Source organism: Kitasatospora aureofaciens, assembly GCF_001188955.3.
Lineage (GTDB): Bacteria > Actinomycetota > Actinomycetes > Streptomycetales > Streptomycetaceae > Kitasatospora > Kitasatospora aureofaciens.
Map to the genome: position 1 here is coordinate 63,627 of NZ_JPRF03000031.1, position 17,072 is coordinate 80,698.

At 74.5% G+C, this 17,072-nt stretch carries 16 protein-coding genes; 10 read left to right on the forward strand and 6 right to left on the reverse strand.

Going from position 1 to position 17,072, the window contains the following annotated elements; all coding sequences use genetic code 11:
* Window positions 1-31: 31 nt before the first annotated feature.
* A complete protein-coding gene (locus HS99_RS20380) occupies window positions 32-2,005 on the forward strand; it encodes a tetratricopeptide repeat protein (RefSeq protein WP_094742873.1) in 1,974 nt (657 codons plus the stop codon).
* A gap of 100 nt (window positions 2,006-2,105) precedes the next feature.
* Here HS99_RS20380 and HS99_RS20385 read toward each other — a convergent pair whose 3' ends face one another.
* Window positions 2,106-2,519: a Fur family transcriptional regulator gene (locus HS99_RS20385; protein ID WP_030282277.1), complete on the reverse strand. Its 414-nt coding sequence runs from the start codon at window positions 2,517-2,519 to the stop codon at window positions 2,106-2,108.
* 105 nt (window positions 2,520-2,624) lie between these two features.
* On the opposite strand from HS99_RS20385, the gene HS99_RS20390 reads away from it, so the two are divergent.
* On the forward strand, window positions 2,625-4,100 hold the full coding sequence (locus HS99_RS20390) for a catalase (protein WP_030551255.1): 1,476 nt from the start codon (window positions 2,625-2,627) through the stop codon (window positions 4,098-4,100).
* Between the two features lie 76 nt (window positions 4,101-4,176).
* On the opposite strand, the gene hisN is transcribed toward HS99_RS20390, so the two are convergent.
* The 5 genes from hisN to HS99_RS20415 form a co-directional block, all read right to left on the reverse strand.
* On the reverse strand, window positions 4,177-4,974 hold the full coding sequence (gene hisN / locus HS99_RS20395) for a histidinol-phosphatase (RefSeq protein WP_030282273.1): 798 nt from the start codon (window positions 4,972-4,974) through the stop codon (window positions 4,177-4,179).
* 50 nt (window positions 4,975-5,024) lie between these two features.
* Window positions 5,025-5,348, reverse strand: coding sequence for a DMT family transporter (locus tag HS99_RS20400; RefSeq protein WP_030282272.1), 324 nt, complete (start codon window positions 5,346-5,348; stop codon window positions 5,025-5,027).
* A gap of 118 nt (window positions 5,349-5,466) precedes the next feature.
* Complete coding sequence (gene rsgA / locus HS99_RS20405) at window positions 5,467-6,522, reverse strand: ribosome small subunit-dependent GTPase A (RefSeq protein ID WP_030282270.1); 1,056 nt, start codon at window positions 6,520-6,522, stop codon at window positions 5,467-5,469.
* Window positions 6,523-6,537: 15 nt separating this feature from the next.
* Window positions 6,538-7,896 carry a 3-phosphoshikimate 1-carboxyvinyltransferase gene (gene aroA, locus HS99_RS20410; RefSeq protein WP_050366585.1) on the reverse strand — a complete coding sequence of 453 codons (1,359 nt, stop codon included), beginning with the start codon at window positions 7,894-7,896 and terminating at the stop codon, window positions 6,538-6,540.
* A 234-nt stretch (window positions 7,897-8,130) separates the two neighbouring features.
* Window positions 8,131-8,853: a M50 family metallopeptidase gene (locus tag HS99_RS20415; RefSeq protein WP_030282266.1), complete on the reverse strand. Its 723-nt coding sequence runs from the start codon at window positions 8,851-8,853 to the stop codon at window positions 8,131-8,133.
* A gap of 138 nt (window positions 8,854-8,991) precedes the next feature.
* Here HS99_RS20415 and HS99_RS20420 point away from each other — a divergent pair, with 138 nt between their 5' ends.
* From HS99_RS20420 to def, 8 genes are all read left to right on the forward strand, one after another.
* Window positions 8,992-9,744 (forward strand): SOS response-associated peptidase, encoded by a 753-nt coding sequence (locus tag HS99_RS20420; protein WP_030282264.1) that lies wholly within the window; start codon window positions 8,992-8,994, stop codon window positions 9,742-9,744.
* Between the two features lie 21 nt (window positions 9,745-9,765).
* Complete coding sequence (locus HS99_RS20425; RefSeq protein ID WP_030282262.1) at window positions 9,766-10,410, forward strand: alpha/beta hydrolase family protein; 645 nt, start codon at window positions 9,766-9,768, stop codon at window positions 10,408-10,410.
* 374 nt (window positions 10,411-10,784) lie between these two features.
* The gene (locus HS99_RS20430; protein WP_051746768.1) at window positions 10,785-11,435 is read left to right on the forward strand and encodes a sigma-70 family RNA polymerase sigma factor; all 651 of its coding nucleotides are present in this window, start codon (window positions 10,785-10,787) and stop codon (window positions 11,433-11,435) included.
* Window positions 11,432-11,890 (forward strand): mycothiol system anti-sigma-R factor, encoded by a 459-nt coding sequence (rsrA, locus tag HS99_RS46845; RefSeq protein ID WP_078867227.1) that lies wholly within the window; start codon window positions 11,432-11,434, stop codon window positions 11,888-11,890. Before HS99_RS20430 ends, rsrA begins: the two co-directional genes overlap by 4 nt.
* A gap of 367 nt (window positions 11,891-12,257) precedes the next feature.
* Window positions 12,258-13,679, forward strand: a complete 1,422-nt coding sequence (locus HS99_RS20440; protein WP_051746764.1) for an HD-GYP domain-containing protein — start codon at window positions 12,258-12,260, stop codon at window positions 13,677-13,679.
* Complete coding sequence (locus HS99_RS20445; protein ID WP_223885978.1) at window positions 13,676-15,031, forward strand: HD-GYP domain-containing protein; 1,356 nt, start codon at window positions 13,676-13,678, stop codon at window positions 15,029-15,031. Before HS99_RS20440 ends, HS99_RS20445 begins: the two co-directional genes overlap by 4 nt.
* 319 nt (window positions 15,032-15,350) lie before the next feature.
* Window positions 15,351-16,337 carry a tetratricopeptide repeat protein gene (locus tag HS99_RS20450; protein WP_030551260.1) on the forward strand — a complete coding sequence of 329 codons (987 nt, stop codon included), beginning with the start codon at window positions 15,351-15,353 and terminating at the stop codon, window positions 16,335-16,337.
* A gap of 105 nt (window positions 16,338-16,442) precedes the next feature.
* Window positions 16,443-17,018, forward strand: coding sequence for a peptide deformylase (gene def, locus HS99_RS20455; protein ID WP_370863282.1), 576 nt, complete (start codon window positions 16,443-16,445; stop codon window positions 17,016-17,018).
* The last annotated feature ends 54 nt before the right edge of the window (window positions 17,019-17,072 follow it).

Here is a 17,072-nt window from a genome sequence, read left to right on the forward strand (position 1 = left end):
GCCGCGACACTCTGGGGGAGCGGGAGTCGGCATGAGGCTGATCGGCAAGTCGGGCACCAAGTCGGGTGCGGCCGTCGAGGCGGACACCGACGCCTGGGCGGAGAGCGCCGAGAGCCCCGACAACCGCCCCGGGGCCCTGCCCGCCCAGCGCACCAGCGGACTGTCCGAGCGCCCCGCGGCCGGCGGTTTCGGGCCCGACAGCCTCGTTCACGTGTCCACCCGTCAGTTCTCCGCCGCCGTCGGCCCGTACGGCGCGGGTGGTGAGGAAGTGCCCTCCGGCGCCGCGCTGGACCCGGCCGGGCTGGACCCGACCAGCTTCGAGACCGCGCTGGCCGCCCGGGAGTCCGCCGCCCTGGAGGCCCGGCACCGGCAGGCCGCCGACGGCGGCGACCCGGAGGCCGCCGGCCGGCTCGGCACCCTGCTGCTGCGCCGCGGCGACCTGGAGGACGCCGAGCCCTACCTGCGCGCCGCCGCGGCCGCCGGGCTGCGGGCCGCCGCCAACAACCTGGGCGTCCTGCTGCACCAGCAGGGCCACCGCGCGGAGGCCGGCCAGTGGTGGCGCCAGGCGGCGGTGGCGGGCAGCGCCCCCGCCGCGCACGCGCTCGGGCTCCAGCTGCGCGACCAGGGGGAGGAGGAGGCCGCCGAGTACTGGCTGCACTTCGCCGCCGACCACGGCCACCCGCTGGGCGCCTACGCGCTCGGCGACCTGATGGAGCACCGGCGCGACGTGCGGGCCGAGCGCTGGTTCAAGGTGTCCGCCGATGCCGGGCACCGGGAGGCCGCCTACCGGCTGGCCCGGATGCGCGAGGCCGCCGGGGACAAGGAGACCGCCGAGGCCTGGTACCGCACCGCAGCGGCCCGCAGCCACGCCCGCGCCGCGCTGCGCCTGGGCGTGCTGCTGGAGGAGCGCGCCCGCACGGACCGGTCGCTGCTGGAGGAGGCGGCCCGCTGGTACCGGCAGTCCGCGCAGAACGGCGAGCCGCGCGCGGCCTGCGCGCTCGGCTTCCTGCTGCGCGACTCCGGCGACATCGCCGCGGCCGCCGAGTGGTGGCAGGAGGCCGCCGAGGCCGGCGACGGCAACGCCGCCAACGCGCTCGGCGCGCTGCACGCGAGCCGCGGCGAGGCCAAGGAGGCCGAGCACTGGTACCGCACCGCCCTCGACGCGGGCGACCAGAACGGTGCCTTCAACCTCGGCCTGCTCTGCGCCGGCACCGGACGCGACCAGCAGGCCGAGCAGTGGTACCGCCGGGCCGCGTACGCCGGGCACCCGGAGGCCTGCAACGCGCTGGCCGTGGTGCTGCTGCAGCGCGGCGACGAGTCCGGCGCCGAGCCGTGGTTCTCCAAGGCCGCCGAGGCCGGCAGCGTGGACGGCGCCTTCAACCTGGGCGTGCTGCACGCCGGACGCGGCGAGGCGCGGCAGGCCCAGGAGTGGTACGCGAGGGCGGCCGCCGAGGGCCACGGCGAGGCGGCGCTGCAGCTGGCGGTCGCCCAGGAGCAGCGCGGCAACCTGGCGGGCGCCCTGGAGCGCTACCGGCAGGCGGCGGCGGGCGGTTCGGCGGAGGGTGCGTTCCGGCTGGCCTCGGTGCTGGACCGGCGTGGGGACGCGGACGCGGAGGCCGAGCACTGGTACGCGCTGGCGGCCGACGCCGGGCACCGGCGGGCGCAGGTGCGGATGGGTGTCAGGGCGGCCGAGCGCGGGGCGCTGGAGATCGCCGAGAGCTGGTACCGGCGGGCCGCCGAGGCGGGCAGCCGCAGCGCCGCGTTCAACCTGGGGCTGCTGCTGGCCCGGCAGGACAGCGAGGCGGAGGCGATGCTCTGGTACACCCGGGCCGCCGACGCCGGGCACGGGCGGGCGGCGCTGCGCCTGGCGCTGCTGGCGCTGCGTCGGGGCGAGCCGGTGCAGGCAGAGAACTGGTGCCGGCGGGCGACCGACTACGGGCCGGCCGAGGTCGCGGAGCGGGCCGGGCGGCTGCTGGGCGCGCTGCACGCGGAGCTGAGCGCGTAGCCGGACCCGTACCCCGGTACGGCTTCGAGGGGGCGGCAGCCTTGCGGCCGGCGGGTCACGGCCCGGCGGTCGGGTGGTCGGCGGCCGGGCGGCCGAGGGGTCAGGGCCGGCAGTCGGGGCACAGGCCGCGGTAGGTGACCTCGGCGGTGGCGACGGCGAAGCCGAAGCGTTCGGCGGCGGGCAGCGCCGCGAGCGGGTCGCCGTGGGGATGGACGTCGCGGATCGCGCCGCACCCGGAGCAGACCAGGTGCTGGTGGGCGCGGTGGGCGTTGGGGTCGTAGCGCTTGGCGCGGCCGTCCGTGGCGACCTCCAGCACCTCGCCGAGGGCGACCAGTTCGCCGAGCGTGTTGTAGACGGTCGCGCGGCTGATCTCGGGCAGGCGGCCGGCGGCGCGGGCGTGCACCTCGTCCGCGGTGAGGTGAACGTGCTCGCCGTCGAGGACCTCGGCCACCACCCGGCGCTGTGAGGTCAGCCGCCAGCCGCGTCCGCGCAGTCTCTCCAGCAGATCACTCATGGGACCAGAATAAGTCACGCTCCGAGATTGGTGCCAGTGTTGACTTAGACAGAGTCCAAGTTAGGATCGTGTCATCACGACCGGACCCCTCGGAGGCACCCCGTTATGACCACGCAGGACGAGCTGCGCCCGACCCTCACCACGGCGGCCGGCGCCCCCGTCGCCGACAACCAGAACACCGAGACCGCGGGTGTCGGCGGCCCGGTCCTGATCCAGGACCAGCTGCTGTTCGAGAAGCTCGCGCACTTCAACCGCGAGCGGATCCCGGAGCGCGTGGTGCACGCCCGCGGCGCCGGCGCGTACGGGACCTTCACGGTGACCGCCGACGTGACCCCCTGGACCCGCGCGGCCTTCCTGTCCCGGGTCGGCAAGCAGACCGAGGTCTTCCTGCGCTTCTCCACCGTGGCCGGCAACCTCGGCGCGGCCGACGCGGTGCGCGACCCGCGCGGCTTCGCGCTGAAGTTCTACACCGAGGAGGGCAACTACGACCTCGTCGGCAACAACACCCCGGTGTTCTTCATCAGGGACGCCGTCAAGTTCCCGGACTTCATCCACACCCAGAAGCGCGACCCGTACACCGGCTCGCAGGAGGCCGACAACGTCTGGGACTTCTGGGGCCTGTCGCCCGAGGCCACCCACCAGGTGACCTGGCTGTTCGGCGACCGCGGCATCCCGGCCACCTACCGGCACATGGACGGCTTCGGCTCGCACACCTACCAGTGGCAGAACGAGGCCGGCGAGCACTTCTGGGTCAAGTACCACTTCAAGACCGACCAGGGCATCCGCAACCTCACCCAGGCCGAGGCCAACCGGCTCGCCGGCGAGGACCCGGACAGCCACCAGCGCGACCTGCGCCAGGCGATCGAGCGAGGCGAGTTCCCCAGCTGGACGGTGCAGGTCCAGATCATGCCGGCGGCCGACGCGGCCACCTACCGCTTCAACCCCTTCGACCTGACCAAGGTCTGGCCGCACGCCGACTACCCGCCGATCGAGATCGGCCGGCTGGAGCTCAACCGCAACCCCGACAACGTCTTCGCCGAGGTCGAGCAGTCGGTGTTCACCCCGGCGAACTTCGTGCCCGGCATCGGCCCGTCCCCGGACAAGATGCTCCAGGGCCGCCTGTTCGCCTACGCCGACGCCCACCGCTACCGGGTCGGCATCAACGCCGACCACCTGCCGGTCAACCGCCCGCACGCCACCGAGGCCCGCACCAACAGCCGCGACGGCTACCTGTACGACGGCCGGCACGGGCGGCAGAAGAACTACGAGCCGAACAGCTTCGGCGGCCCGGTGCAGACCGGCCGTCCGCTGTGGGCCGCGACCGCGGTCGACGGGTACACCGGTAACCACGCGACGCCCTCGCACGCCGAGGACGACGACTTCGTGCAGGCCGGCAACCTGTACCGGCTGTACACCGAGGAGGAGAAGCAGCGCCTGATCGCCAACCTGGCGGGCTTCATCGCCAAGGTCTCGGCCGACCGCGAGGACATCGTGGAGCGCGCGATCGACAACTTCCGCAAGGCCGACGCCGACTACGGGCAGCGGCTGGACGCGGCGGTCCGGGAGCTGCGCAAGCAGTAGGGCGGACCGGGAGGGCGGCGGGCCCCTCGACCAGCTCCCACTGGTCGAGGGGCCCGCAACCATGTGCGTCGGGGGCTCAGACGGAGAGGCGCCGCAGGGTCTCCTCGTGCAGCAGACCGTTGCTGGCGACCGCGTCCGCACCGCCGGGGCCGGGGATGCCGTCCAGGCCGGTGAAGCGGCCGCCGGCCTCCTCCACCACGATGCAGGGCGCGGCCATGTCCCACAGCGACAGCTCGGGCTCGGCGGCGATGTCCACGGCGCCCTCGGCGACCATCATGTAGGACCAGAAGTCCCCGTACGCGCGGGTGCGCCAGCAGGCGCGGGTGAGGTCCAGGAACGGGTCGAGGCGGCCGCGGTCCTCCCAGCCGGTGAGGGAGGAGTACGAGAAGGAGGCGTCCTCGATCCGGGAGACGCCGGAGACGTGGATCCGGGAGGCCTTGGCGAGGCTGCGGCCCGCGTACGCGCCCAGGCCCTCGGCCGCCCACCAGCGGCGCTGCAGCGCCGGAGCCGAGACGATGCCGACCACCGGGCGCTCGACGCCGTCCGGGCCGTCCTCCAGAAGGGCGATCAGGGTGGCCCAGACCGGGACGCCGCGGATGTAGTTCTTGGTGCCGTCGATCGGGTCGATCACCCAGCGGCGAGGGCCGGAGCCCTGCAGGCCGAACTCCTCGCCGAGGACGGCGTCGCGCGGCCGGGCGCGCTGGAGCACGCTGCGCACCAGCTCCTCGGCGGCCTTGTCGGCGTCGCTGACCGGCGTCAGGTCCGGCTTGGTCTCGATCTTCAGGTCGAGGGCGCGGAAGCGCTCCAGGGTGACCGAGTCGGCCGAGTCGGCGAGGACGTGGGCGAGTCGGAGATCGTCGTGGTAGTCGGCCATGTCGGAAACCCTAGCTCAGTGCAGGGGCCCGACTCAGTGGGCGAGCAGGCTCAGTGGGCCGTGCCGCTGAGCTGGAGGCCGATCACGCCGGCGATCACCAGGGAGATGGAGACCAGCTTGAGCACCGAGGTGGTCTCGTCCAGGAAGACCATGCCGTAGACCGCGGTGCCGGCCGCGCCGATGCCCGTCCACACCGCGTAGGCGGGGCCGACCGGCAGGCTCTTCAGCGAGAGGGTGAGCAGCCCGAAGCTGCCGAGCGCGAACACGCAGAAGCTGATGGTGGGCCAGAGCCTGGTGAACCCCTCGCTGAGCTTGAGGTTGATCGCGAAGCCGGTCTCCAGCAGGCCGGCCAGGACCACCAGGGCCCATGCCATCGCGTGCCCTCCCTGTCGATCGACGGACGGGCCGTGCCGGCCCGACTTTCCTATGATCGCCAGGGAGAGCCCGTCCGACACCTCGAACGGGCCACCGACCCGAGGGACGGCAGAGCCGTCAGTCGCCCTCGCGGGCCTCCTTGCTGGACAGCAGGCGGCGCAGCGAGTAGAGCCGGGCGGCCTCGGCGTGGCCGTCGGCGACCCAGGCGTCCAGGGCGCAGTCCGGCTCGTCGTGGCTGCACGCGCGCGGGCAGTCCACGGTGCCGGGCTCCAGGTCGGGGAAGGCGTGGATGACCCGGGACGGGTCGATGTGGGAGAGGCCGAAGGAACGGAAGCCGGGAGTGTCGATCACCCAGCCGGTGTCGAGCGCCTTGCGGGAACCGGGCTTGGCGCCGGGCGGCGGGGGCAGTCGCAGGGCGAGGGCGGAGACGGTGGTGTGCCGGCCGCGGCCGGTGACGGCGTTGACGTGGCCGGTCTGCCGCCGGCGGTCCGGGACGAGGGCGTTGACCAGGGTGGTCTTGCCGACGCCGGAGTGGCCGATGAACACCGTGGACAGTCCGCGCAGGTGCTCGCGGACGGCCTCGGCGCCGACGGTCTCCAGTTCGTCCCGGCGGGTGACGACGTAGTTGATGCCGAGCGGGGCGTACGACTCCAGCAGCGGTTCGGCCGGGGCGAGGTCGGACTTGGTGAGCACCAGCAGCGGTTCCATGCCCGCGTCGTAGGCGGCGACCAGGCAGCGGTCGATCAGCCGGGGGCGGGGCTCCGGGTCGGCCAGGGCGGTGACGATGGCCAGCTGGTCGGCGTTGGCGACGACGATCCGCTCGTACGGGTCGTCGTCGTCCGCGGTGCGCCGCAGCACGGAGCTGCGCTCCTCGACCCGGACGATCCGGGCGAGGGTGTCGGTGTCCCCGGAGAGGTCGCCGACCAGGTTGACCACGTCGCCGACGACGACGCCCTTGCGGCCCAGCTCGCGGGCCTTCATGGCGACGACCTGGCGCTCCTGCTTGGTCCCCGGGTCGACCAGGCAGGTGATCCGGCCGCGGTCGACGGTCAGCACCATCGCCCCCTCGGCGTCCTCGTGCTTGGGCCGGATCCGGGTCCGCGGCCGGGAGCCCCGGCGGGCGGGGCGGTTGCGGATGTCGTCCTCGTCGGCGTCCTTGCCGTAGCGGCGCATGGCTCCAGTCTCCGCTCAGGCGTCCGTCGCCGCTCCGCCGTCGCCGCCGCCGTCGACGCCTTCGCCGAGCAGCTCCGCCCACATCTTGGGGAAGTCGGGCAGGGTCTTGGCGGTGGTGGCCACGTTCTCCACCCCGACGCCGGGCACGGCGAGGCCGAGCACCGCGGCGGCGGTGGCCAGGCGGTGGTCCTCGTAGGTGTGGAAGACGCCGCCGCGCAGCGGGCGCGGGCGGATCCGCAGACCGTCCTCGGTCTCGCTGACGTCGCCGCCCAGGTCGTTGATCTCCTTGGCGAGGGCGGCGAGCCGGTCGGTCTCGTGCATGCGCAGGTGGGCGATGCCGTACAGGTGGGACTCGGAGTCGGCGAGGGCGGCGACGGCGGCGATCACCGGGGTGAGCTCGCCGACGTCGTGCAGGTCGGCCTCGATGCCGTGGATCCGGCCGGTGCCGGTGAACTGCAGGCCCTCGTCGGTGAACTCGCAGGCGCCGCCCATCCGGGTGTAGAGGTCGCGCAGCTGGTCGCCGGGCTGGCTGGTGTGCTTGGGCCAGTCGCGCACGGTCACCCGGCCGCCGGTGACCAGAGCGGCGGCGAAGAACGGGGCGGCGTTGGACAGGTCGGGCTCGACCACCAGGTCGCGGCCGAGCAGGGCGCCGGGGGTGACCCGCCAGACGTCCTTCTCGCCGCCGTCCTCGGGGGCGTCGACCTGGGCGCCTGCCAGGCGCAGCATCTCGACGGTCATCCGGATGTGCGGCAGCGACGGGACGGGCCCACCGACGTGCCGGACCTCCACTCCGTGGTTGTAGCGGGCGCCGGAGAGCAGCAGGGCGGAGACGAACTGGGACGAGGACGAGGCGTCCAGCTCGACCGGGCCGCCGTCGAGGCCGCCGGTGCCGTGGACGGTGAGCGGGAAGCTGCCGCGACCGCCGTCCTCGATCCGGGCGCCGAGCGCGCGCAGGGCGTTGATCACACCGTGCTGGGGGCGCTCGTGGCTGCGCGGGTCGCCGTCGAAGTGGACCGGGCCGTCGGCGAGGGCGGCGAGCGGGGGCAGGAAGCGCATCACCGTGCCGGCGTTGCCCACGTCGACGTTGGCGGGACCACGCAGCACGGGGGCGGGGATGACCCGCCAGGCCTCGCCGCCGCCGGTGCCGCCGGAGTCGTTGTTGACCTTCTCCTCGATGGTGACCCCGAGGGCGCGCAGGCCGTCGGCCATCAGCTGGGAGTCGCGGCTGCGCAGCGGGCGGCGCACCCAGCCGGGCCCGTCGGCGAGGGCCGCCAGCACCAGGGCCCGGTTGGTGACCGACTTGGAGCCGGGGATGGTGACGGTGGCGTCGACGGGGGCGGTGGCGACGGGGGCGGGCCACGGGGTCTCGGTCATGGGGGCCAGTCTAGGGGCCGTACCGGAACGGTCCGGATTCTGGACTGTTGACTCGCCCGCTCGCCTCCGGGCCGCTCCTGGCCCGGTGCCGGCGCTCGTCGCTCCGGCGCTCGTTCCTCGCTTGTCGCTCCTCCCTTTCGGCACCGGCGCGGCCCTTCGGCTCGGGGCGGGGACTCGCCCGCTCGCCTCCGGGCCGCTCCTGGCCCGGTGCCGACGGTCGGTGCCCGGGGCGGATCAGAGGGGCTGGAGCAGCCAGCTGGCGCCGAGGGCGAGGCAGGCGAGGGCGATCAGCAGGAAGACGGTGACCCAGGCCAGGGCGGGGACGTGGGTGAGCCGGGCGAGCTGGTCGGCGTCGGAGTCGCGGGCCCAGCCGATGCGGCGCTGGTGCTGGAGTTCCAGGACCGGGCGCACCGCCCCGAAGAGCAGGAACCAGCAGCCGAGGTAGGCGAAGCCGGCCTGGACCTGGGCGCTGCCGAACCAGGAGACCAGGAAGAAGGCGCCACCGGCGATCAGGACGGTGAACAGGCCGAAGGCGTTGCGGATGCGGATGAGCAGGGCCAGCAGCAGGGCGATGGCCAGCCACAGCAGCAGGGTGATCCGGTCGGCGGCGAGCAGGGCGGCGCAGCCGAGGCCGAGCAGGGCGGGGGCGGTGTAGCCGGCGGCGGCGGTGAGGACCATGCCGGGGCCGGTGGGGCGGCCGTAGGAGAGGGTGAGGCCGGAGGTGTCGGAGTGCAGCCGGATGCCGGCGAGCTTGCGGCCGGTGACGAGCGCGGCGAGGCCGTGGCCGCCCTCGTGGGCGATGGTGACGGCGTTGCGGGCGACGTGCCACAGGGGCCGGGCGAGGACGGTGAGCAGGGCGGCGCAGCCGGTGGCGAGGACGAGCCAGCCGGGCGGGGCGGCCTGGGTGCCGGTGACCCGGTCCCACAGTTCGCCGAGGTTCTGGTTGTTCGGGTTCATCGGGGGGTCTGCGCCTCCGTTCGCTGCGTTGGGCCGTTCGGGGCAGCCTCCCATGCGGGGACGGGCGGGCGGGAGCGGGCGGTTCTGGTCCGTGGATGAGGAAGTGGTGAGGGCGGGCGGCATGGCAAGCTGGCCCGCATGTGCGGTCGGTTCGCAGCCAGCAGCAAGCCCGAGGACCTCGTCGAGCTGTTCGACGTGGAGTTCTGGGATCCGGAGGAGTCCCTGGAGCCGAACTGGAACGTGGCGCCGACCAACAGCGCCTTCGTGGTGCTGGAGCGGCTGGCGAAGGGCGCGGCGCGGCCGGTGCGGCAGTTGCGGGCGCTGCGCTGGGGGCTGGTGCCGCAGTGGTCGAACTCCGCCGAGACGGCGGTGAAGATGATCAACGCGCGGTCGGACACGGTGCACGAGAAGCCCGCCTACCGGCAGGCCTTCTCCTCGCGTCGGTGCATCCTGCCGGTGGACGGGTACTACGAGTGGCAGACGGTGCCGGGCGAGCGGGGGAAGGCGCGCAAGAAGCCGTTCTTCGTCTCCCGGGCGGACGGCGGCCCGCTGGCGCTGGCCGGGCTGTACGAGTTCTGGCGCAACCGGGCGGTGCCGCCGGGGGACCCGCAGGCCTGGCTGGTGACCTTCACGATCGTCACCACGGACGCCGAGGAGGCGCTGGCGCCGATCCACGAGCGGATGCCGCTGTTCCTGGACCGGGAGTCCTGGGGCGAGTGGCTGGATCCGGGGCTGGACGACCCGGACGGGCTGCGCCGCCTGCTGGTACCGCCGCCGCCGGGGGCGCTGCTGGCCACGCCGGTGTCGCCGGCGGTGGGCAGCATCCGTAACAACGGCCCGGAGCTCAAGGAGCCGTGGGTCGAGGCCGAGTACGAGACCACACTGTTCTGAACGTCTTCGGGAGCCGCTGAGATGACCACGTCCGAACTCGTCGCCACGGAGGCCGGGGACGCCCGGATCACCTACCACCGGGCGGACGCCGCGAAGGCGGTGCTGGCGCTGGGGCACGGCGCGGGAGGCGGGATCGGGGCGCGGGACCTGGTGGCGCTGGCCGGGCGGCTGCCGGAGCGCGGGATCACGGTGGCGCTGGTCGAGCAGCCCTGGCGGGTGGCGGGGAAGAAGCTGGGCCCGGCGCCGAGGACGCTGGACCTCGGCTGGCGGCCGGTCGCGGAGCGGCTGGCCGGGCAGGGGCTGCCGCTGGTGGTCGGCGGGCGCAGCGCCGGGGCGCGGGTGGCGTGCCGGACGGGCGCGGCGAGCGGCGCGGTGGGGGTGGTGGCGCTGGCGTTCCCGCTGCACCCGCCGGGCAAGCCGGAGAGGAGCCGGGCGGAGGAGCTGCTGGAGTCGGGGTTGCCGACGCTGGTGGTGCAGGGCGCGGCGGATCCGTTCGGCGGGCCGGAGGAGTTCCCGGAGCTGCCGGAGGGGCACGTGCTGGTGGGGCTGCCGTACGGGAACCACGGTTTCGAGGTGCCCAAACGGGCGGCGGTGGGGCAGGACGAGCTGCTGGGGATGATCTGCTCGGCGGTGGGGGACTGGGTGCTGGGGCTGGTGGGGCTGTGAGCAGGGCGTTTCCGCTCGCTCACTCGTGCGAGTGAATGGTGGGCCGGGGCGGGAATGCGGGCGGGGGCGGGGTGGTTGTCGTGTCCGTCAGCACGAGTGAGCGGTGAGAGGCAGGGCAGATGGGTTCGATCGCGTGCCCCGAACGGCCTGAGGAGCGCGAGGCCACCGCGGCGTTCGCCCCCTCCTGGCCGGAGTGGATTGACGCGGGCGAGAAGCCCGTCAGCCCGATATCCTCCATTTCTGGGCGGCCCGCCGTGGGCCGTGCCCGTCATGCCGAGGAGGTGGGTCCGGTCGTCGGGACCGAGCACGAGGCCGATCCGGGCCGTGGCCCGGACGAGGCCCTGCCTGCGGGCGAGGCGCTCACCGGTGAGGAGCTGGCCGAGGCGATCGGTGAGGACACCTTCCGGGTGTCGGCGGAGGAGTCCGAGGAGGCCCGGCGGGGGCGCTTCGAGCGCGACGCCCTGGGGTACCTCGACCCGATGTACTCTGCGGCGCTGCGCATGACGCGCAACCCCGCGGACGCGGAGGACCTGCTCCAGGAGGCGTTCGCCAAGGCGTACGCGTCCTTCCACCAGTTCCGTGAGGGCACGAACCTCAAGGCCTGGCTGTACCGCATCCTCACCAACACGTTCATCAACTCGTACCGCAAGAAGCAGCGCGAGCCCCAGCGCACGGCGGCGGAGGAGATCGAGGACTGGCAGCTGGCCAGGGCCGAGTCGCACATGTCGACCGGTCTGCGCTCGGCCGAGACCCAGGCGCTCGACCACCTCCCCGACAGTGACGTGAAGGACGCGCTCCAGGCCATCCCGGAGGAGTTCCGGATCGCCGTCTATCTCGCGGACGTAGAAGGCTTTGCGTACAAGGAGATCGCGGACATCATGGGTACACCCATCGGTACGGTGATGTCCCGGCTGCACCGCGGCCGCCGGCAGCTGCGCGGCATGCTGGAGGACTACGCCCGTGAGCGCGGGCTGGTCCCGGCCGGCAGCGGGGCAGGGCAGGAAGCGAAGGGCTCGGGCTCATGAGCTGCGGCGATCCGCACGAAACCGAGTGTGGCGAGGTCCTCGACCACCTCTATGAATTCCTCGACAACGAGATGGCCGAGGGCGACTGCGCCAAGCTGCGCGTGCACTTCGAGGAGTGCTCGCCGTGCCTGAAGCAGTACGGGCTGGAGCAGGCGATCAAGGCGCTGATCAAGCGTTCCTGCGGCTGCGACGACACCCCGGCGGACCTGCGCGGCAAGGTCCTGGCCAGGATCGACTCGATCCGGGCCGGGCAGCGCTCGGGTGAGCAGGTGGTCGTCGCCGTGGAGTCCTCGGTCGAGCTGCACGCCGACTCGGCCCGCCCGGCGCCCAAGCCGGAGAAGAACGGGGCGCCCTCCGCGCCGCAGGGCGGCGCATCCGAGGCTCAGGACGGCGCCTCCGAGGAGCGGGCCGCGCGCCCTGGCGCGCCGGTCGAGGCCGGAGCACCCGCGGAGTAGTCCGGCGGGAGGCCCGCACCGTCCGCCGGTGAACGCGGGCGAAACGGCGCGGGCGAAACGGCGCGGGCGAAACGGTTCGGCCGGGAGTTCGACGGCCCCGGGGGCGTGCGCTCCCGGGGCCGCTCCCGTTCTGCTCGCGTGCGCCCTCACTCGTTCGAGTGAGTTGGCGGTGCGCCAACTGCGCCATCGCGCGATCATGCGTCCCCGTGCCCGGGCGGCGGCCTATCCTCCTGACGGACGCTCACCGCCGGTTGCCCCGGCGCGCTGAGGCAACACGGGGCCCGGACGCGGGGAGGTCGAGATCGCTACCGACAGTGGAGGCGCGGCCCTGCCGCGGGGGGCGGCCCGCTACCTGACGACCGTTCCGGTGGCGGCGCTGTGCTGCCTGCTGCCGCTGCTGCCCCAGGCCGTCGCGCCCGGGGTGCCGCAGTGGCTCGGCCACCCGGTGGACTGGCCCAAGGTAGGGCTGCTGGGCTTCCTGCACGGCTGCTGGGAGTCGCTCGCCCAGGGCCTGCCGACCCCCTGCTCGGTCCTGCTGCGCCGGTTGCTGCGCCGCCCCGTCCCCGCCGGACGGGCCCCGGCCCGCCCCGGCGTGAACGCCTTCTTCCCGGTGCTGTTCGCCGGGGTGCTGATGCTGCCGCCGGCCGCCGCCGCCCTGGTCGCCGCCCCGGCCGCGCTGCTCGGCGGCCCGACCGGCCCCGGCTGCCGCGGACGCCAGCTGTTCAACGGCTCCCAGCTCGCCCTGTGCGCCTTCGCCGCCTCCGTCGCCTTCCACCTGCTGCACGGCCCGCAACTGCTGCTCGGCTCCCGCTTCCCGGCCGCACTGCTGCCCGGCTTCGCCGCCGTCGCCACGTTCTGCCTGGTCAACGGGCTGGTGGTGGGCGTCATGGTGGTGCTCAGCGAGGACCGGCGGGCCGGCGAGGTGCTGCGCGGAGCCTGCGCGGTGTGCGGGCTGCCGGTGCTGGTGCACGCGGCCGGCGGGCTGATGGTCGCGGTGCTCTGGCAGGGCCCGTACGGGGCGTTCGCCGCGCTGCTGGCGCTGCTGCCGCTGTCCATCTCGGCCTGGGTGTTCGCCCAGGGCCAGCGCGAGCGGGACGCCCACCAGGCCACCGTGCAGTCGCTGGTGCAGGCGGTGGAGATCAAGGACGCGTACACCCGCGGGCACAGCGAACGGGTCGGCCGGGCCTCGGTGCTGATCGCCACTCAGCTCGGCATGGAGCCCGAGCGGTTGCGCACCCTGCGCTTCGCCGGGATCCTGCACGACGTCGGCAAGCTCGGCGTGGCCACCGAACTGCTGCGCAGAAACGGTCCCCTCAGCGAGGACGAACGCCGCGCGGTGGAGATCCACCCGGTGTACGGGTACGAGCTGGTGCGCGGGATCGACTTCCTCGGCGAGGCCCACGCCGGGATCCTGCACCACCACGAGCGGATGGACGGGCGCGGTTACCCGAGCGGGCTGGCCGGCGAGCAGATCCCCGAGTTCGCCCGGATCATCTCCGTCGCCGACGCCTTCGACTCGATGACCTCCACCCGCTCCTACCGGCGCGGCCGCCCCGTCACCGAGGCGGTGACCGAGCTGGAGCGCTGCTCCGGAAGCCAGTTCGACCCGGTGATGGTGCGGGCGCTGATCGACGCGCTGGCCGTGCACGACTGGCAGCCCGTGGAGTACTCCGAGGACTGCGTACGGGCCGTGCCGGACATCCCGCTCGGGGTGCCCGAGCCGGTGCGGGCCGCACCCGGCCGGGTCCCCGCCCAGGGCGGGACCGTCCCCGCGGCCGGGCAGTCGTGACCGGCCCCGGGCGCGCGGCCCTGGTCCTCGGCCGGACCGTCCGCGCCCGTGCGGCGCGCGGGAGCACCGCCCGGGCGATGCACGCGGCCGCCGCCGCGCTGGTGCTGCTCGCGCTCGGCGCGGTCGCGGTGCGCGGGGTCGCAGAGGTGCGGGTCGCGCTGGCGTTCACCGCGCTGATCGCGCTCGGCGAGTGCGTCCGGATCACCCTTCCGGGGGACCGCGAGCAGGCGCCCATCGGCGCGGCCGGCGCGCTGGCGTACGCCCTGCTCGGGCCGCTGCGCGGGTTGCCGACCGCCCACGGCATCCTCCAGGTGGTCGCCGTCACCGGGATCGGCCTGCTCCTGGGCTGGCTGCCCGGCCTCGCCCCGCACCGGCCGGGGCGCCCGTACCGGCGGCCGCCCTGGGCCGACCCGGCCCGGCGCGAGAGCGCCGCCCGCCGACTGCTCTCGGTCGGCTTCGCCGCCGCCGTCTTCCAGCCGCTCTACAACGGCGGCCTGGTCGACCGCTTCTCACCCGAGGGCCCCGCCTACGGGGCGTTCCTGACCACCGTCGCCGCGCTGGCCGCGCTCTGCGACGCGACCCTGGCCGCGCTGCTGCGCGCCTCCGCCACGGGACTGCGGTTCCCGGCCGCGCTGGAGGACGAGCTGCGCTCGCTGTTCGGCATCGGCTCGGCGATCGTCGCCACCGGGATGCTGGTCAGCCTCGCGGCCGGCGAGGTCGGGCTGTGGGCACTGCCGCTGTTCTGCACCCCGCTGCTGCTCGCCCAGATCTCCTTCCGGCGGGCCGCGGCGGTGCGGGCCACCACCGGGCAGACCATCGCCAGCCTGGCCCGGGCCACCGAGGTCGCCGGCTACACCCCGCACGGGCACGCGCGCCGGGTCGCGGACACGGCGTGCGCGCTCGGCCGCGAGCTGGGGCTGGGCACCCGCGAGCTCGCCCTGCTGGAGTACGCGGCGCTGATGCACGACGTCGGGCAGCTGTCCCTGGTCGAGCCGGTGCCGGACGGCGCCACCGCGCTGCTGTCCTGCGCCGAGCAGCAGCGCATCGCCAGGCTCGGCAGCGAGGTGATCAGCCGCACCGGGGTGCCCCGGCAGGTCGCCGAGCAGGTCGCCCGACTGGCCGACCCCTGCTCGGGGCCGGCCGGCGGCGAGGGGCCGGTGCCGCTCGCGGCCCGGATCATCCGGGTCGCCAATGCCCACGACGACCTGCTGACCGCCGCCCGCGGCCGGGGCCTCGGCGAGGCGGTGGGCCGCCTGGAGGCGCTGGAGGTGCTGCGGCTGGGGCGCGGGCGGGTCTACGACGCCCGGGTGGTGGACGCGCTCGCCCGGGTCGGCGGGCAGGGCCGGGGCTGAGTCGGGGCGTCCCGCGACCGGGGCCGGGCCGGGGTGAGGCCGGTGTGGGGCGGGGCCGGGGTGCGGTACTCCAGCGCGCCGGGGCACCGGGTGCGGCCGAGCGGCGGCCGCCCGGGGTTGAGGAGGCGTGCCGCGGCGGGCAGGCTGGGGAGGGGCGGGCCCCAACCTCGGCGGTGGGGAGCGCGGGCGGGGGCGGGCGTGGTTGGATGCGGTCGTAGCGTGGAACACCGACCCGGGACCCCCGGGACCCGGACTCCGTCGAGGACGGGACGGGCCCGGCGGTACGGGACTTGAGCGGACGACGACGGCAGGGACGAACGTGAGGATCTTCCACCGGGCACGGCACCGGCCGTCCGCCACCTGGCGGCAGACGACCGACCGGGCCTTCACGCTGATCGGCGACGGGCGCTACGAGGACGCCGGCGCCCTGCTGGTGATGGCCGCCGACCTGGAGCCCTGGCTGTCCGACTCCTGGTTCAACCTCGCCCTGCTGCACAAGTTCCGCCGCGACTGGGAGCAGGCCCGCTCGGCCGGCCTGCGCGCCGTCGCCCTGCTGGACCGCGAGCACGGCGCCCCCGACTGGTGGAACCTCGGCATCACCGCCACCGCCCTCCAGGACTGGCCGCTGGCCCGCCGCGCCTGGCAGGCGTACGGGCTGAAGCTGCCCGGCGGCCCCGGCGGGGACGGCCCGGTCAGCCTGGACCTCGGCACCACCCCGGTGCGGCTCTCCCCGGACGGCGAGTCCGAGGTGGTGTGGGGCCGCCGGCTCGACCCGGCCCGGATCGAGGTGCTGTCCATCCCGCTGCCCTCCTCCGGCCGCCGCTGGGGCGAGGTGGTGCTGCACGACGGCGCCCCGCACGGCGAGCGCGTCACCGACGGCGTCGCCTACCCCGTCTTCGACGAGATCGAGCTGTGGGCGCCCTCCCCGGTGCCGACCTACGTTGTGCTGCTGCAGGCCGCCACCGCCGGCGACCGGGACGCCCTGGAGCGGCTGGTCGCCGAGGCCGGGTACGCGGCCGAGGACTGGACCTCCTCGGTACGGCTGCTGTGCCGCGCCTGCTCGGAGAGCCGGATGGCCTCGGACGACGGCGTGGTCGCCCACCACGACCCGCACGACGACGGCGACGCCGCCCACCCCGGGCACCTCAGCCACCTCAGCCAGGGCGGCGCGGCCGGAATGTCCTGGCTGGTCGAACGCGAGTGCGGGATCGCGGCCCCGGCGTACCTGGTCCGGGTGCTGCTGGACCGCTGGGTCGCGGCCGCCCCCGCTACCCGGGCTTACCGGGATCTCGAAGAAGTGTGCTGAGTACCCTGGTGACGTACGCGTAGACCTATGGAAGCGGAAGACATGGCGGAGCAGCACGACCACGAGCACGAGCACGAGGTGGAGGGGGCGGCGTCCGAGGCCCCCGTGAAGGTGATCGGTGAGGAGCCCGACCTCAGCAAGGGCACCGCGCGCCCGATCACCGTGGTCGGCAACCCCGTCCTGCACCGCGAGGTCAAGGACGTCACCGCGTTCGACGGCGAACTGTCCGCGCTGATCGACGACATGTTCCAGTCGATGTACGCCGCCGAGGGCGTGGGCCTGGCCGCCAACCAGATCGGCGTCGACCTCAAGGTCTTCGTCTACGACTGCCCGGACGACGAGGGCGTGCGCCACATCGGCCACGTGATCAACCCGAAGCTGGAGGAGTACCCGGCCGACCGCCGCCGGGTCCTCGACGACGGCAACGAGGGCTGCCTGTCCGTCCCGACCGCGTACGCCGAGCTGCCGCGCCCGGACTACGCGGCCGTGACCGGCGTCGACAAGGACGGCAAGCCGATCCGCGTCGAGGGCACCGGCTTCTTCGCCCGCTGCCTCCAGCACGAGACCGACCACCTGTACGGCACCCTCTACATCGACAAGCTGTCGAAGCGGGACCGCAAGGACGCCCTGAAGCAGATGGCCGAGGGCACCGCGAAGTACGCGACCGTGCCGAACGAGTAGGGCTTGCTTGCGAGTTGAAGGCCGGTGCGGAGCGATCCGCACCGGCCTTCGTGC

Coding starts and splice junctions, on each gene's coding strand:
- HS99_RS20380 (WP_094742873.1), top strand. CDS start 32: ATGAGGCTGATCGGCAAGTCGGGCACCAAGTCGGGTGCGGCCGTCGAG.
- HS99_RS20385 (WP_030282277.1), bottom strand. CDS start 2,519: ATGAGTGATCTGCTGGAGAGACTGCGCGGACGCGGCTGGCGGCTGACC.
- HS99_RS20390 (WP_030551255.1), top strand. CDS start 2,625: ATGACCACGCAGGACGAGCTGCGCCCGACCCTCACCACGGCGGCCGGC.
- hisN (WP_030282273.1), bottom strand. CDS start 4,974: ATGGCCGACTACCACGACGATCTCCGACTCGCCCACGTCCTCGCCGAC.
- HS99_RS20400 (WP_030282272.1), bottom strand. CDS start 5,348: ATGGCATGGGCCCTGGTGGTCCTGGCCGGCCTGCTGGAGACCGGCTTC.
- rsgA (WP_030282270.1), bottom strand. CDS start 6,522: ATGCGCCGCTACGGCAAGGACGCCGACGAGGACGACATCCGCAACCGC.
- aroA (WP_050366585.1), bottom strand. CDS start 7,896: ATGACCGAGACCCCGTGGCCCGCCCCCGTCGCCACCGCCCCCGTCGAC.
- HS99_RS20415 (WP_030282266.1), bottom strand. CDS start 8,853: ATGAACCCGAACAACCAGAACCTCGGCGAACTGTGGGACCGGGTCACC.
- HS99_RS20420 (WP_030282264.1), top strand. CDS start 8,992: ATGTGCGGTCGGTTCGCAGCCAGCAGCAAGCCCGAGGACCTCGTCGAG.
- HS99_RS20425 (WP_030282262.1), top strand. CDS start 9,766: ATGACCACGTCCGAACTCGTCGCCACGGAGGCCGGGGACGCCCGGATC.
- rsrA (WP_078867227.1), top strand. CDS start 11,432: ATGAGCTGCGGCGATCCGCACGAAACCGAGTGTGGCGAGGTCCTCGAC.